The organism is Embleya sp. NPDC050493, assembly GCF_044458105.1.
GTDB lineage: Bacteria > Actinomycetota > Actinomycetes > Streptomycetales > Streptomycetaceae > Embleya.
The window spans coordinates 52581-68548 of sequence record NZ_JBITHP010000037.1; the positions used below are offsets into that span (position 1 = coordinate 52581).

The window sequence follows — 15968 nt, forward strand, 5'->3', positions numbered from 1 at the left end:
ACCTGGGCTTCTACCAGCGGGTAACATCGTTTTCGTTCGGTTGCATCATGCTACCCATCCGCTCTCTCCCCCGACGCGGATCCCTCTCGACCTCACGGTAGTTCACTCGCCGGCCTCCTCACCGGCATTCCTCCACCGACGCCAACGAGAAGCCCGGCATCCGGCTGTGCCGTCTCTACCGCCCCCGGACGGACCAGACAACCGCTCGGGTTGCCGATGCCGCCTTGGGACAATCCCCGCCTGCGCCGGGTCGACGGATGCTTGCTCGGGTAGTAGTCGTGGCGCGTGGGAACATCCCTGCGTTCGCGGGGCCGACGTGGCCGGCGGGTATCCAGATCGCGGAGGCAGCATCCGCGCCTGCGCGGGGTGACCACGCACACGTCCGAGCCGTCAAGGACCACGGAACGTTCCCGTGTTCGCGGGGGCGACCCAGTCACCTCCTTTCCTCCGGACCGCCGTTCCGCAGGAATGCAGGGCTGCAACTCGATAGAAATTAACGATCGAGCCCGTCGTCAAAACGATCGCAAAGGCCTCGGTCGACCCCGGCACATAATGCGTGGCCAGTCTCCAGCCAGATCCCGGTCAGGCCGCCGATTCGGCGAGTCAGAGCCCGCGAAGCCGGTGCAGCATGAGCAGGGCCGAGACTGCGTTCGAGGAGCGGACCTCGCCTCGCACGATCATGTCCGGCGCTTCCTTCAGGGGCACCCACTCGATCCGGTCCGACTCGAATCCGTCCTCGGGTTCGCCGACGTGCTCGCCGGAGTCGGACCAGTAGACGTGGTGCACGGCATCGGACAGGCCGTTGGAGGGCTCGACGCTGAGCAGGTGGCGTAGCGGCCCGGGGCGCCACCCGGTCTCTTCCAGCATCTCGCGCGCTGCGGCGTCCTCGACGCTCTCGCCGGCCTCCACCTCGACGACGCCGGCGGCGAGTTCCCAGCCCGATGTGTCGGTGATGAACCGATGGCGCCACAGCAGGAGTACGCGGTCTTGTTCGTCGACGATTGTCGCGAGCGCAACGGGTCGCTGCCGAATCAGGTAGTGGTCGAGGTGGCGTCCGTCGGGGAGTTCGACGTCTGCGAGGCGGATCGTGAACCAGCGGTTCGCGTACACGTCCGTCTCGGTGTGCTTGATCCACTGCATGCGTCTCCTCCGGGGGTGGTGGTTGCGTCAGATGGGCATCGACAGGACAGTCTCGACCCTTTCGGCCACCTCGCGCACTGTCGGCACATCGGTGTGGTGGGCGAGTTCGTGATGGATGCCGTGCAGGCGGTCGGCGAGGCGTTTGGATTCCATTCCCTGTGCGGCGTCCAGCGTGGCGTCGGCGGCGACCACGGCGTGGTCCAGGTCTCTGCATGCGATCGCGAGCGAGGTCATGGTGGCGAGTCGGTGGACCTTGCCGCGGGCGTGAGTCCGTGTGCCGACCGCTTCCTCGGCGTATCGCATCGCGGGCCGATGGTCGCCGAGGCTCAGCAGGGCCTCGGCGGCTTGGGCTTCGACGCGTCCGGGCTGGACGTAGCCGGTCTCCGGGGGTTCCTCGGTCCGCCGGATACGTCCGTTGGAGTCCTCGGCCCGGCTCAGGCTCGCGCGTGCGGAGCCGGGTTGCTTCATCCGCGCGAATGCTTTCGCCTGCATGGCGTACAGGTCGGTGGCGAGCGCGGGGGACAGGTGCGGACCGGCGGTGCGGATGCCTGCTTCGGCGAAGGCGATCACTTGGCGGTAGTCGCGTAGGTGCATGGCTTGGGTGACCAGCAGGGCGATGACGTACCCGCCGAAGGCGTGGTCGCCGGACGCCTTGGCCATGCGAAGGGCTTGGTGGTAGTACCGCTGCGCGAGGCCCTGTTGGTCGGAGTCGTAGGAGCAGATGCCGGCGATGGCGACCAGGCCGCCTGCCGCGCGGAACAGCTCGCGTCCGATGCGATCGGGGTAGTGGCCGCGTACGGCCGGGGCCACGGTCTCGGCGAGGAATCGGGTGACGCGGGGCTTGGCGGCGAGGCCGCCCGCCTGTTGGTACATCCGTTCGTAGTGGGTGCGGGCGCCCCTGAGCATCTCCAGATCCTCGGTGCCTACGCGGCCGATGCCGAAGTGGGACGTGTCGAGGTCGTGTGGTGGGTTCTCCCATTCCCAGACGGGGGCGATGGCGGCCATGCCGGTGACGGCGGGGGTCTCCTGTGCGGTGGCTGCGTGGCGATGGTCGGACGTCCACAGTGCGGGTGCGCGCTCGACGAACGCGGGCAGGGTCGTGCCGGGGGGTCCGTCGGTGCGGGTGTCGAGGTCGACGTCCTGGGGGGTGATCTCGCGGCCGAGGCGTTCGCTGAGGACGGCGCACACCAGCTCGATGGAGCGGCTCCGGGGGCGTTGGCCTTTGAGCCATCTGCCGACCGAGGTGTGGTCGTAGCGGAGGGCGAGGCCGGATGTGGCGGCGAGGTCGTTGACGCGTTGTGCGAGTCCGGCGCGGGACATCCCGGAGTCGTCGAGCACAGCGGCGAGCAGGTGGTTCGGGCTCATGGGTCCCCTTGGTGTCGCGTGTCAAGCCCTGGTCGTCGAGCCTAACGATTCGCGGTTCACACCCCGTGTGAATCGCGTACGTGCGCGGCCGGTTCTCACACCTGCCGCCGTGTGCGGTGGAGCCCCGAGTCTGTGGGAACGGCAGTCGAATCGCGAGGAGCCCACGTGAGCGAGAAGCCGCTGATGATCCGGGTGGATCCGTCCGGAGATCCCGTGCGGCCGATCCGGGTCGTGCTCGACGTCGGTGACGAGGGCGAGGCACCGGCCTACGACCTCGAACGCGACCAAGCCCGCGTCCTCGTACATCAGTTGCAGGTCGAACTGGCCCGGACGCTGTGCAGTCCGCAGAACGGCCGCATCTCGAACTCGGGTGACTGACGTGCCGAATGCCGCCCCTGCTGCGGCCGGCCGCATACCCCGGTCCGGCGGCGACCACTGCCCGTGAGGAGCCGCCGGGCCGGGCCACCCGCGACGCGGGGCCGGCAGGGGCTGGAGGAGCACTCCCCTCGCGCCGTCCCGACGGCGGCACCGGCCCCGCCCGCGCCCATCATCCGCGCCCGTTCATCCACGATGGAGTCCTCGTGACCGACACCGAGGCGGTTGCCGAGACGGTGACCCTGCCCGCCTGGACCATCCACCTGTCGCCCGCCGACCACCCGCGGCCGTGGCGCCTGGCCGTGGCCTCGGCCGGCCTGCACGCGCCGGCCGTGCAACTCGACCGTGTCGCCGTCCACCTCACCGACGCCGAGGTGACCGCGCTCGCCGAGACGCTGCTGTGCCCCCGGCACCCGACAGAGCCGCAGCCGGGACGGGCCCGCGTCGTGCGCGACGGAGTCGGCCTCCTGTTGCGCGTCGTTGTGCACCCGGCCGACCGGGAGCCGGGCGTGATCGCGCACATCGAGGAGCACCACCGCGCCGACCTTCTCGACGACATCGCCCACCACCGACCCGACCTGATCCCCACCACCGCGCCACCCGAGCCGAAGCTGTGCCTCGACCCGATGCCGGTCACCGGCCTGACCATCGACCAGGTCACCGAGTTGCACCAGCGCCTCGGCTTGTGGCTCGCAAGCGAGGGCGTCCGCGCAGCGGTCGCCGACCGAGTTGTCCGGCGGCACCTTCCGGAGTCCGCGAGCAGCCGGTGACCAGCGACGTCGAGTACGCCCTGGCCGAGCACGTCGATGCCGCTCTGCGACTCGACATTGCCCGCGGCACCCTGGCGACGGAGGTACGGCTGCGCGGATCGGCGAGCGTCGCGACCTCCGAGGACAATCCCCGCCTGCGCGGGGCCGACCTCTTGTACGCCAGGTCGTGCGCGTCCGCGTAGGGAACATCCCCGCGTTCGCGGGGCCGACGGCAGGTCGCTGAACACCACGGGGCGGGGTGCGGGACCATCCCCGCGTTCGCGGGGCCGACCGAATCATCCATCCCCCAAGTGCTTCGAAAGCAGGACCATCCCCGCGTTCGCGGGGCCGACACCAGCTACGGCACGCCCTACATCGACGCCTCGGGACCATCCCCGCGTTCGCGGGGCCGACCCGTACGTCACGGGTGTGCCGGACGCCGGCGGGGGACCATCCCCGCGTTCGCGGGGCCGACAGGTGCAGCCCGTCGACGTCCTCACCGCAGGGTGGACCATCCCCGCGTTCGCGGGGCCGACAACGGCACGGTGTCCATGTCGATGGGCGTGCTGGGACCATCCCCGCGTTCGCGGGGCCGACCACCCCGCCCAGCGGGACAACCTCCTCCGCGAGGGACCATCCCCGCGTTCGCGGGGCCGACCGCGAGCTGGCGACGCTGCTGGACATGCACGGCGGACCATCCCCGCGTTCGCGGGGCCGACGGTCCCGGGGAACGGGTCTTCGTGGAAGGAAACTCACTCGCCCGCTGCGAGAGTATGGGGAAGTGATACTGACCGGTGAGCGTGTGACGGCCTTGAGGATGTTGCTGCTGAACAGGGTGGACTTCGAGCCCGGGTGCTCGGTGTTCGAGCTGGAACGGCCGTTGTTCCTGTGCGCTGGGGACCGGCTCTGGGCCGAGGACGGCAGGGTCGTGGTCGAGCGTGCGTCGGGTGACCGGGAGCGTCCTGCGGGGGGCATGGCGTCCGTGTATCGCCGCTGGCGGCTCCTTTAGCTTGGTGTCGAACCCGAGGGCCCGGCCGGTAGCTGGCTGACATCCGTGTGTCCGGGCTTTCGGTCGGAACATGTGATGTCGGCGGCTTTTGCCGGGTTCTGTGCCTCGATCGATGGGTGGGGAGGGATCGGGGCGAAGAGCGTGGTGCTGCAGGCCGTTGGTCAGTGGCATTGCCACAGGTCAAGGGCCTGATGCCAGCCTTACTGTCAGGTCTCCTGACAGGGCGTCAGCTTCAGGGAGGCCGCAAAACACGTGCTGACCTGCCCGTACCGGCTGCTTCATCAGATGCAGTCCGACTGGGCACAACTCGGTGGTCGTGTCGCCCTGGGTGCTTCATACAGTGTTCTGGTTGCACAGCACGCAGGTCTCCCAGGAGAACCGACGCAGTCGTGCCTGCTTCACATGCGTGGCTGTATCTCCGTACTCGGTGTTGAGATGGCGTCCGAGGACGACGATGGCCACGCTGTTCGCGCCTGCAGCCTTGAGTGCGGATGCCGCGGACTGGGCGTGATGTCCGGTGGTCCAGGTGTCGTCGATGAGGAGCACGTTCTCGCCCCGGACAGGCGAGGAGGTGTACCGCGACGAGGATGCGGTACGGCCGAGTTCGGTCGCGTTGGGCGTCGCGGTGAGAAGGTCGCGGTATCGGTCTCGGGTGACGCCCACCGTGCTCGCGACGATCGTCCGTAAGGGATGGTCGACGCGGCCGCTGGTAGTGGGCACGACGGTGACCGTTGTCAGGCCGGGGACCGAGCAGTGCTCGGCGATGCAGCGCTCGTGACGTTCGAGGAAGCGCCACAGGACAGCCGCCAGGCCCGTCCGGAAGTACTCCTGCTGGGGTCCCGCAGTGTTCTTGTATCGCCAGAGTTCGTTGGCGTACTGCTCGCGTTTGAGGGCCAGGCTGACGGGGATCACGGCGTCGGCCACGCCCGCCTCGAGGATTCGGCGTGCCTCGTGGCACGGCCAGCAGGTGGAGTACTCGGGCTTCGCCGGGCCCTTGCAGACCCGGCATACGGCGGGTCCGGGCACCAGGGGGTGCACGAGGAAGTTGGCGTAGCGCGCGGACAGTTCGGCGACGGTTGCCACGTGTGTCCGCCCGCCTATGCCCAGGTCAGTTCGCCCGTTGTGGGGACGAGGGAGTCGATTTGTCGGAAGACGTCCTCGGGTCCGTCGATCACGGTGGTGTTCGGCCGGGCTGCGTAGTCGCGTGCCCAGGCGTGTGTCATCAACGATCGCATGAGGAAGACCCGGCGTCCGTGTTCCAGGGCGAGGCGGGCCTGCATGCGGGCGCCACTGCGGTAGGCGGCCTCGATCACCACCGTGGCGAGGCTGTAGCCGCTCATGACGGCGTTCCGCATCGGGAAGGAGGTTTTCGAGGGTGGCGCGTCCGGCCAGAACTGGGAGATGACCAGTCCGCGATCGGCGATCTCCTGCTGCAGGCGGGCGTTCTGGGCCGGGTAGCAGCGACGCAGGCCGGTTCCGACGACGGCGATGGTGCGGCCACCGGCCGCGAGCGCGGCGCGGTGGGCCGCGGTGTCCACACCGGCGGCCAGGCCGGAGACGACGGTGACGCCCCGCTCCGCGAGCCCGCCGGCGATGGCACCGGCATGGTCGACACCCTCCGGGGTCGGCGTTCGGGTGCCGACGACGGCGACCCGAAGATCGTCTTCCATGTTCGCGCCGCGCAGGAAGAGGAAGGGCGGTCGCTGGTGGACCAGTCGGAGATACAGGGGGTATTCCTCGTCCAGGATGGTCACCAGCCGCATGCCCTCGCGCTCCCACGCGGTGATCTCGGCAACGATCGATTCCAGGTCCACGACGGGTTCCGTGGCGAACAGGGCGCCCTGCCCTTCGGGCCTCTCCAGGACCTCGCGCGCGCTGCCGACGGTTTCGACCCGGTCGGTGATCTCGGACCAAGAGCGGTCCGTCTGCCGCAGAAGGGCTACGAGAGCGGCACGCTCCAGCTCGTGATCCATGTCGCAAGTATAGGAACCGGCACCCTCTGGAATTCGTCGAACATCTTTTCGATCCGATAACGCTGCGCAACTTGAACCGATGTGGCGGCTGCGGACGGCTTTGACCTACGAGAGGAAACATCGCCACGCTCGCGAAGCCGAGGGGACACGAGACGGTATCCGGGGCGGTCAGCCCTCGGGCTGGCCGGGGACCGCTTGGGGTTCATCCCCGCGTCGCGGGGCCGACCCCATGGTCGTGGTATGTCTGGTCGCCTGTCTGGGACCATCCCCGCGTTCGCGGGGCCGACCTGGCCGAGGCGGCGCTGGGTCTCGGAACGGCAGGAACATCCCCGCCTGCGCGGGGCCGACACCACCAACGAGTGGACCGACGGAGAGCCCACGGGAGCATCCCCGCCTGCGCGGGGCCGACTGGGTGACGATCTCGTCCAGGCGCTCACGCGTCGGAACATCCCCGCCTGCGCGGGGCCGACTACCTGTGGATCTTCCGCCGGTCCGCCTTGTTCGGAACATCCCCGCGTTCGCGGGGCCGACATGCCCTGCTCGCTCTGACCGTCCGCGTAGTAGGGACCATCCCCGCGTTCGCGGGGCCGACGGTCGCTGCGGGCGCCGGCCGGCCGATCATCAGGGACCATCCCCGCGTTCGCGGGGGGCCGACCAAAACGCCCGGAAGTGAGCTACCGATCGCGGAGGACCATCCCCGCGTTCGCGGGGCCGACTGCACAGACACAGGGTCAGTCAGCCCGTAGAGGGGACCATCCCCGCGTTCGCGGGGCCGACGCCCAGCCGCCTTCCGACAAGGGTGCGGCGGCCGGACCATCCCCGCGTTCGCGGGGCCGACTTTTTCACACCCTTCTCAAGGAAGGACACCTCAGGACCATCCCCGCGTTCGCGGGGCCGACCTCGGCGTAGTCCCGGCTCACCGCCGGGGCCAGGGACCATCCCCGCGTTCGCGGGGCCGACGCTCACGGCTCACCGTGCCCTTGTGCAGGCCCGGGACCATCCCCGCGTTCGCGGGGCCGACCGCGCGGACCAGCCGATCCGGCTCCGCCTCGGAGGACCATCCCCGCGTTCGCGGGGCCGACCCTGGAGGAGGTACACCCGTGGCCTGGTGCCCAGGACCATCCCCGCGTTCGCGGGGCCGACCTCCAGTCCGATCGCGTCCTCGCCGTTCAGCAAGGACCATCCCCGCGTTCGCGGGGCCGACATGCTCGACACCCTCCAGGAGTACCCGACCCATGGACCATCCCCGCGTTCGCGGGGCCGACGCGAAGGAAAGGCTGCGGCTCGCCGATGCGGAGGGACCATCCCCGCGTTCGCGGGGCCGACGCCGAGGCGAAGCAGATCATGGAGGACCTCGGGGGACCATCCCCGCGTTCGCGGGGCCGACATGCGACTCCCGGCCGTCAGCAGCGTCGAGGCGGGACCATCCCCGCGTTCGCGGGGCCGACTCGCCACCCTGGCAGAAGCAATCGGTGCACCGGGGACCATCCCCGCGTTCGCGGGGCCGACGGCGCCGACCACCGAGGTGGCCAGCGTCACGAGGGACCATCCCCGCGTTCGCGGGGCCGACTCCTCTGCGCCCGGGTCGTGGAGCCCGACGAAGGGACCATCCCCGCGTTCGCGGGGCCGACATCTTGGCCCGCCCCTCTTGACGCTGTACGGGCGGACCATCCCCGCGTTCGCGGGGCCGACCGTGCCTCCACATGCCTGGACGAGGGCGAAGAGGGACCATCCCCGCGTTCGCGGGGCCGACCTCGCCGCCGTCACTCGCGCCGTGGCGTAGACCGGACCATCCCCGCGTTCGCGGGGCCGACCTCCCGCTCCTGTGCCGCCTCCCACTCGCGCTGGGACCATCCCCGCGTTCGCGGGGCCGACACCGGCCAACGGAGAGTTTCGCCGTTAGACGTGGGACCATCCCCGCGTTCGCGGGGCCGACACAGCCGAACTGGGCGATGGCTCGGTCCAGGTAGGACCATCCCCGCGTTCGCGGGGCCGACCGCAACTTCGCTATGGCTGAGTGGGCGTAACCCGGACCATCCCCGCGTTCGCGGGGCCGACCGAGCGCACGCCGAGCGTCCGGCCGAGGTGGCCGGACCATCCCCGCGTTCGCGGGGCCGACCTGCGCGAGGCGTCGGCGAACTACCCGGCGACGGGACCATCCCCGCGTTCGCGGGGCCGACGCCCGGGCGCGCCGTACAAGGCTGGACACGGTGGGACCATCCCCGCGTTCGCGGGGCCGACGGCGGCGAGTCCGTGGTCTACACGGTCGAGACGGGACCATCCCCGCGTTCGCGGGGCCGACACTGGATGACCTGGGCTTCTACCAGCGGGTAACACCGTTTTCGTTCGGTTGCATCTTGCCACCCATCCGCTCCCTCGACGCGGATCCTTCTCGACCTCACGGTAGTTCACTTGCCGGCCTCCTCACCGGCATTCCTCCACCGACGCCAAGGAGAAGCCCGGCATCCGGCTGCGCCGTCTCTACCGCCCCCTGGTGGACCAGACAACCGCTCGGGTTGCCGATGCCGCCTCGGAACCATCCCCGCTCGCGCGGGGCCGACCCCGCCTGCAGAGGCCGTCCGGTGGGCATCCGGTTTTCGGACGCGCCGTCACTTCATGATTCCGGGCTCGCGCGGGATCCGCACACGCATGCGGTTCAGGTGTATTCGATGTCGGTGTTCGTGCTGCCGCCCAAGCCGTCCGCGGTCGCCCGGCCGGTGTACCAGCACTCGCGGGTCGTGTGTTCCTGGACGCTGCCGGGTCTTTCCGCACAGGCGGTGCAGATGCCACCGGTCGCCGACCTGAACCGCGTCAGGTAAGGCGCGTCGGATGCCTTCCGCGTAGGCGCCGGATCCGTCCCGGCAGACCATCCCGACACTCCCGGGTGCTCACGCAGCCAGGACTCCAAGGCGTCCGCGCCACGACCGGGCAGGACGTCGATGCGTTCGCCGGTCTCGGCGTCGGTCGGCACCGTCGCATAGCGGTGCCGACGCTTGAGCGCGAAGTCGTCGACACCGAGAACACGGGGCACCTTGAGGACCGGCGAAGCAATGCCTTCCAGTACAAGGAGCGCGGTACACCGCGACATCCCGGCTCCCAGCGCCTTCGGAGTCCGCGCGCCAGCGCGGCCGGCGAATTCTCTCACCACGACGCGGACCCGAGCCGACGACCTAACGGTTCGCCGCTGACAGCGCTCCGGCAGACCTGGGATTTGCTCACGGAACGTGACCCGAGGACAGGTCGGCGTCGGACAGGCGAGACGGCGAACTCGGGCCACGACGACCACCCGGCGGGCATCGACGGGGACGTCCGTCACCGTGCGTTCGTGGAAGGCGCACACGGCCTGTCCGACCGCCGCAATCCGGGCAATCCACCGGCACGCCGGGAGCCCGAGCCCGCACCCGGATGACCTCGCCGCCGTCCGCGACCTCCTCAACCACCAGCGGCGCCGGACCCGAAAACACCGCGCCCACAAGCTCGTTCGCACTGAATACCTGCACATGATCACGGACTCACAGCGTGAGACAGAGCCCGGTGGAGACGTGGCACGTCCCAGCCCGAGTTGTCAGAACGGTGGTTCGGTGGAGTGGGCGCCGTTCCATGCGGGTGTGGTCGGTTTGCTGATCGGCTGCTGGAGGACTCGTACAGCGTCTTCGATGCGGCCGAGGTTGATGAGGCGCTCGGCACGGAGAGAGCTGTTGAGTTTCGGGTGCTGTTCGAGGACTGCGTCGGCTTCTTCGGTGCGGCCGGCTTTGTCAAGCATGTCGGACAGGGCCCAGGCCGCGTACCAGGTGTCGCCCTCAGGGTGCGTCCGCGCCTGCTCGATCGCTTCGTCGAGCAGGCCGCAGTCGGCCATGAGCGGGAGCCGCATTTGGAACAAGTCCCAGTCCTCCCTGCCGCCGCTTCGCGTCTTGAGGGCATCGAGGTGGGCCAGGCCGTCCCGGGGCCGGCCGTGGTCGGCGTACAGGGTGCAGAGAGTGTGGACGATCCAGTCCTCCGCGCCGTGTTCGGTGAGCGTGCGCAATACCTCGATCGCCTCATCGCTGCGTCCGTGACGGGCCAGGAGCTCGGACAGCGGTACAGCCACATGCCACATGCCGGAAGGTGTGGCACCGAACGTGCGGTAGGCGGCGATCGCGCCTTCCACGTCGCCGCGTTCCTCCAGCACTTCGGCAAGGCGCTGCGCGGCGTGCCCGTGGTGCTCGGACGCTGCGTACGCACGTAGTTCCGTGGTCCGATCGTGTCTGGCCAGCAGGTCGGCCAGCTGGTCACGGCCGTTGACGGAGGTGGTCTCGCGGGTGTGCAGCAGGGTGATCGCCTCCTCGATCCGGCCCTGGCGTTCCCTGATCGTGGCGAGCAGGCCGACTGCGTTGGACGGTTGCATCCGGAGGTTGTTGCAGTCGGGGTCGTCGCAAGCGGGGACCGCCCGTTCCACCCGGGCCTCCAAGAGGGCCGCGGCTTCCTCGTCCATGCCCGCCGTCCCGGCGACGTCGACCAGGCACTCGGCGAGGAACCCGTCCCGGATTCCGGTGCGCAGCAGCGTGAATGCCTCGCGGCTGCGGTCGTGGCGGGCCAGCAGGCGCGCGAAGAAGACCAGCGCCGTCCGGTCACCGGCCTCCGCGTACGGGCGGAACAGCGCGATCGCCTCCTCCGCCCGGCCCCAGCCCTCCAGCAGCTCCGCCCGGGCTCGGGCCGCCGGCCACCAGTTCGTGGCGACGTACGGAGCGAGCACCTCCAACGCCTGCTTCCGCCGACCCCGCTGCCCGAGCAGCCGTGCCCACTCCAGCGCGCAGAACCACTCCCCGCCGCCGGCCTGGAACTCCACTTCCCGCTCATGACCGAGTTCGAGAAGCCGCGCCACCAGCAGCGGAGGAATGCAGCCCGTCAACGTTCGGGCCCGGTAGTCGAGATCGGCAGCGTCCACGACCGCGCACCTTAGCCCTCACCACCGACACGGCCTGCACGTCGGAACCATCACACGTGATCCGGGGCCATGCCCCCGGCAGCCGGCCGGGCCGCCGCCATCCGCCGACACGTCCTCCGCATGCCCGCACCCGTCGTCGCCGAAGCACTCGGCTACCACCACAAAACCCCCACGCGCGTGGCCTCCGAAGCCGGCACCCCATGGAGTCGATACGCGCCCGGCGATTACTCAAAGCCACCGCCATCCCCGCGTTCGCGGGGCCGACCTGGGCACGGTGGGGATGGTGGTCGCTGGCCCGGGGCCATCCGCGCGTTCGCGGGGCCGACTGCTGCGAGTACGCGTACATGCCTGCGGACCAGGGACCATCCCCGCGTTCGCGGGGCCGACCCCACGCACACCCAGGTTCTCGACGCACGCGAGGGACCATCCCCGCGTTCGCGGGGCCGACTCGAACGCTGCCTTGTGCTCCGGGTGCGCGGGCGGACCATCCCCGCGTTCGCGGGGCCGACGTCCTCGACGACCTCGGCGTCGAGTGCCTCCAGGGATTATCCCCGCGTTCGCGGGGCCGACTGGTGGGCGGTGCGCGGATATCGAGTACTGCTGGGACCATCCCCGCGTTCGCGGGGCCGACCCTGCCGGTAGGACGGCAGGTTGGCCCGCTCTTGGACCATCCCCGCGTTCGCGGGGCCGACTCCGGCTGCCGGGACTGCTGCTGGGCGTGCTGAGGACCCTCCCCGCGTTCGCGGGGCCGACAAATCGGAAGGGGGCGAATAGAGGGCAACGGTAGGACCATCCCCGCGTTCGCGGGGCCGACGCCCGCCGGGTCGTCCGCAGAGGTTTCGAGAGGGGACCATCCCCGCGTTCGCGGGGCCGACCGGCAGGGTGTGGGCCTCGCGGTCGCCGGTCTGGGACCATCCCCGCGTTCGCGGGGCCGACGCCCGCCGGGTCGTCCGCAGAGGTTTCGAGAGGGGACCATCCCCGCGTTCGCGGGGCCGACCGGCAGGGTGTGGGCCTCGCGGTCGCCGGTCTGGGACCATCCCCGCGTTCGCGGGGCCGACGGCTGCGGTCTCCGCGCATCCCTGGGCGAAGTGGGACCATCCCCGCGTTCGCGGGGCCGACCGCCGGTGTCTTCCGGGCCGTCGTCGTCGGCCAGGACCATCCCCGCCTGCGCGGGGCCGACGACACCCGCAACGCGCCCGCGAGGTTCGCCGCCGGAACATCCCCGCCTGTGCGGGGCCGACAGCGCCAGCAACGCGAGCCGGATCAGGACGTACGGAACATCCCCGCCTGTGCGGGGCCGACATGGTCTCGGACATGACGCGTGGTGAGTACGCGGGAACATCCCCGCCTGTGCGGGGCCGACACCATGCCGCGCTTCTTTAGGTCGTTCAGGGCGGGAACATCCCCGCCTGCGCGGGGCCGACCGGCCCGGAGCAACTTGACCGCTTTGTGGGCGGGGAACATCCCCGCGTTCGCGGGGCCGACGACATCATGCCCGCGACCGACGCCGGGAGAAGCGGACCATCCCCGCGTTCGCGGGGCCGACCAGAAGCAGCATCGGGCCGTCCAGGCCGACGTGGGAACATCCCCGCGTTCGCGGGGCCGACGGGGTCCGGCTGTTCGGCGGTGACTGGTCGCAGGGAACATCCCCGCGTTCGCGGGGCCGACTGTTCGAACACGAGGTTGCCGGGGCGGCGTCCGAACCATCCCCGTGTTCGCGGGGCCGACGTCGCCCCGATCGGTCGCGACGAACGCCGCGGGACCATCCCCGAGTTCGCGGCGCCCATGCGACAGAGTTGTAGACGGTGACGAAGCCGCCGGGAGCATCCCGGCCTGTATGCAGGGCTGACCCTGGATGACCTGGGAATCTACCGTGAGTGACACCTTTTTCGTTCGGTATGTAGCTAATGCTTGTGGATCTCGAACCCGTTGAGTCGCAGGAACCTTTGCGCCAGTCGGGTATTGAACGTCTGCACACCGGTGTATGTACGTGCGACCTGTTTCACGGGGTAGGCGCGTCCGGCGATCCGCACGAAGTACTTCGTGTTCGTGACGGGACGGGGCGCGATACCTCGTAGGGCGTCCTCGATTGCGCTCCGCCCGACGATCTCGGAGAAGGGGTCGGTGGATGTCATGAGGCCACGGTAGGTCGACATCATGTTGTCGGTGGCCGTCTCCGCAGTTCGTCCGCAATGCGCCGTTCGTAGGACGGCCCGCAGACTGGCCGTGGTCCCGGGCTGCTTCAATTCGGGCCACCCCCGCGTTCGCGGGGCCGACCAACACGCCTCGGAGATCGCGCGATACGTCGCGGAGCCATCCCCGCGTTCGCGGGGCCGACGGCAGGAAGGCCGGACACGTCTACGTACCGTCGGAACCATCCCCGAAGGGGCGGTGTCGACCTTATCTGTCGAAGCGGAGCCAGCGGTAACCGCGTTCGAGCAGCGGTGTCAGGGTCCCGCGGTGGAGTGCGGCGAAGGTCAAGACCGCTTCCCTCTCGTCGCTGCTGACTGACGCGAGCAGTCCAGGGGCCACGAAGAACTTGTCGGCCTCGTACGTCGGCAGGAACGGACTCAGGGGTACGGGGCGCAGCACGCTTCACAATGGGTCAAGGCGCGGGGTTGGTGTGCAGTAGGTCCGTGCGTGGTAGGGGGCTGCATTCATGGCTTGGTAGAGGGTGAACTGCAGGAGGAAGCGGCTCAGAGGTTCGTCTTCGAGGGTCGTCTCCGGGTTTGCGGTACGGGGGTCTTCGGTGTGCCAAACGCGGGGGTCGGTTGCACTCGGGCCTTCCGGTGGCCATGGGATGGACCAGTCCATGGAGGCCCCGTGCATCACGGCGAAGACGAGCCGGTCGCCGAGGGGTCCGGGAACGCGCTCGGGTTGTTCGAGTACCGGGTCGTGGAATCCGTGGAGTGCCGGGCGGAGACGGGCGAGGCGGTGGAAAGCGGTCAACGCCGGTGGCAGATCACCCGGTTCGCTCGCCGTGCGCTCCTCTTCCGCCGGCTTGGTCTGCTCGGCGGGAAACCAACCGAGGACGAACGTTTCCAGGGCCCGGATCGGGTCCGTTTCCACGTGGTCGACCCAGCCCACATCCGGCACCGGTCCGGGTGCCGGGACCGGTCGGACCGCGTCGAGCATTTCGCGGCCCAGCGGTTGGTCGAGTTCCAGTGCGGCATGGTCGAAGTCGGCAGGTGCGGACGGTCTTCCTCTGCAGAGCGCGGTGCCGAGGGGAAGGCAGCCCTGGTCCAGGCGGGCGAAGAGGTGGATCGGCAGGGTGCCCCGGAAGTCGAACCGTGGGTGGAGGTCCGGGATCCTGTCCCCGCGCAGGAGTACGTTGGTGGCGTCCTGGACGCCGCTGACCCCCGGATGGTCGCCGGGTTCGACGATCACGACGGTTGCTCCCGTGCCCGCCCCGATCACGGCCGGACCCATCTTGTACCGCCGGAGCCCGCGTCCGGCAACGGACAGCGCCGTTGCCTCGGTGATCAGGGAACGAAGGGGCTGCGTCACCGGATCACCCTATCCAGGGGGCATGGACAGGACCGGTGGCAGGGAGCGCGGCATTTCGCCGACGATGCGGCTGACCGTGATGGCGAGGACGACGGTTGATCACACTGCCTGCGCAGGCTCGGCGTCCGGACGGGCGGCCCCGACGACGTTGCAGCAGGTCATCGGCGTGATCGCGGGGCCGAGCATGAACCACGCCAACTGCCCCTGCACCACGGCGGGCAAGTCCCCGCCTACGCGGGGCCGACCGGGCGAAGAGGCCCGGCGGGCGGCAGGCGCCGGGACCATCCCCGCGTTCGCGGGGCCGACCCGCACAGTTGGTTCGTTCAGGATCCCCACCCAGGACCATCCCCGCGTTCGCGGGGCGGACTGGATGACCTGGGCTTCTACCAGCGGGTAACACCGTTCTCGTTCGGTTGCATCTTGCCACCCATCCGCTCCCTCGACGCGGATCCCTCTCGACCTCACGGTAGTTCACTCGCCGGCCTCCTCACCGGCATTCCTCCACCGACGCCAACGAGAAGCCCGGCATCCGGCTGCGCCGTCTCTACCGCCCCCGGATGGACCAGACAACCGCTCGGGTTGCCGATGCCGCCCCGGGACCATCCCCGCGTTCGCGGGGCCGACGACGCGGCGTGTTCGAGTGCGGACCCGGACCTGGGACCATCCCCGCGTTCGCGGGGCCGACACCGAGTTCGAGCAGGAAAGGCCGTACACCAAGGGACCATCCCCGCGTTCGCGGGGCCGACGACGCGGTCGAACCGCAGGAACACACCGCGCGGGGACCATCCCCGCGTTCGCGGGGCCGACCATGCCGGGCGGCACGCTCGGCCTCGGCTGGGTGGACCATCCCCGCGTTCGCGGGGCCGACCTGCCGCCGGCCTGGACGGGCACGCCGGACCAGGGACCATCCCCGCGTTCGCGGGGCC

General features: G+C 70.0%; 9 protein-coding genes, 1 pseudogene and 4 CRISPR repeat arrays (1 of these 14 only partly in view). Of the genes and pseudogenes, 2 read left to right on the plus strand and 8 right to left on the minus strand.

From position 1 onward, the window contains the following. Window positions 1-603: 603 nt before the first annotated feature. Both ACIBM5_RS41830 and ACIBM5_RS41835 read right to left on the minus strand, forming a co-directional pair. A complete protein-coding gene (locus tag ACIBM5_RS41830; protein WP_396011925.1) occupies window positions 604-1140 on the minus strand; it encodes an NUDIX hydrolase in 537 nt (178 codons plus the stop codon). A 27-nt stretch (window positions 1141-1167) separates the two neighbouring features. Beyond that, window positions 1168-2505: a transcriptional regulator gene (locus tag ACIBM5_RS41835; RefSeq protein ID WP_396011926.1), complete on the minus strand. Its 1338-nt coding sequence runs from the start codon at window positions 2503-2505 to the stop codon at window positions 1168-1170. A 165-nt stretch (window positions 2506-2670) separates the two neighbouring features. Here ACIBM5_RS41835 and ACIBM5_RS41840 point away from each other — a divergent pair, with 165 nt between their 5' ends. After that, entirely contained in the window at window positions 2671-2883 is a 213-nt protein-coding gene (locus ACIBM5_RS41840) for a hypothetical protein (protein ID WP_396011927.1), read from the plus strand. A gap of 203 nt (window positions 2884-3086) precedes the next feature. Then, entirely contained in the window at window positions 3087-3650 is a 564-nt protein-coding gene (locus ACIBM5_RS41845; RefSeq protein WP_396011928.1) for a hypothetical protein, read from the plus strand. A gap of 121 nt (window positions 3651-3771) precedes the next feature. Continuing rightward, a CRISPR array of direct repeats spans window positions 3772-4348; the repeat unit is 28 nt; unit sequence GGACCATCCCCGCGTTCGCGGGGCCGAC. A 623-nt stretch (window positions 4349-4971) separates the two neighbouring features. Here ACIBM5_RS41845 and ACIBM5_RS41850 read toward each other — a convergent pair. The 6 genes and pseudogenes from ACIBM5_RS41850 to ACIBM5_RS41875 form a co-directional block, all read right to left on the minus strand. Beyond that, window positions 4972-5721 (minus strand): hypothetical protein, encoded by a 750-nt coding sequence (locus tag ACIBM5_RS41850; protein WP_396011929.1) that lies wholly within the window; start codon window positions 5719-5721, stop codon window positions 4972-4974. 14 nt (window positions 5722-5735) lie between these two features. Beyond that, complete coding sequence (locus ACIBM5_RS41855; protein ID WP_396011930.1) at window positions 5736-6611, minus strand: DNA-processing protein DprA; 876 nt, start codon at window positions 6609-6611, stop codon at window positions 5736-5738. Window positions 6612-6809: 198 nt separating this feature from the next. Next, a CRISPR array of direct repeats spans window positions 6810-8913; the repeat unit is 28 nt; unit sequence GGACCATCCCCGCGTTCGCGGGGCCGAC. 466 nt (window positions 8914-9379) lie between these two features. Beyond that, window positions 9380-10111, minus strand: a pseudogene (locus tag ACIBM5_RS41860) (ISL3 family transposase); the annotation flags it as partial. A gap of 65 nt (window positions 10112-10176) precedes the next feature. Then, entirely contained in the window at window positions 10177-11535 is a 1359-nt protein-coding gene (locus tag ACIBM5_RS41865; protein WP_396011931.1) for a hypothetical protein, read from the minus strand. 237 nt (window positions 11536-11772) lie between these two features. After that, window positions 11773-13322: a CRISPR direct-repeat array (repeat unit 28 nt; unit sequence GGACCATCCCCGCGTTCGCGGGGCCGAC). Window positions 13323-13439: 117 nt separating this feature from the next. Further along, on the minus strand, window positions 13440-13670 hold the full coding sequence (locus ACIBM5_RS41870) for a hypothetical protein (RefSeq protein ID WP_396011932.1): 231 nt from the start codon (window positions 13668-13670) through the stop codon (window positions 13440-13442). A 460-nt stretch (window positions 13671-14130) separates the two neighbouring features. Next, window positions 14131-15042 (minus strand): hypothetical protein, encoded by a 912-nt coding sequence (locus ACIBM5_RS41875; RefSeq protein WP_396011933.1) that lies wholly within the window; start codon window positions 15040-15042, stop codon window positions 14131-14133. A 595-nt stretch (window positions 15043-15637) separates the two neighbouring features. Beyond that, window positions 15638-15968: a CRISPR direct-repeat array (repeat unit 29 nt; unit sequence GGGACCATCCCCGCGTTCGCGGGGCCGAC); it runs 64 nt beyond the window's last position.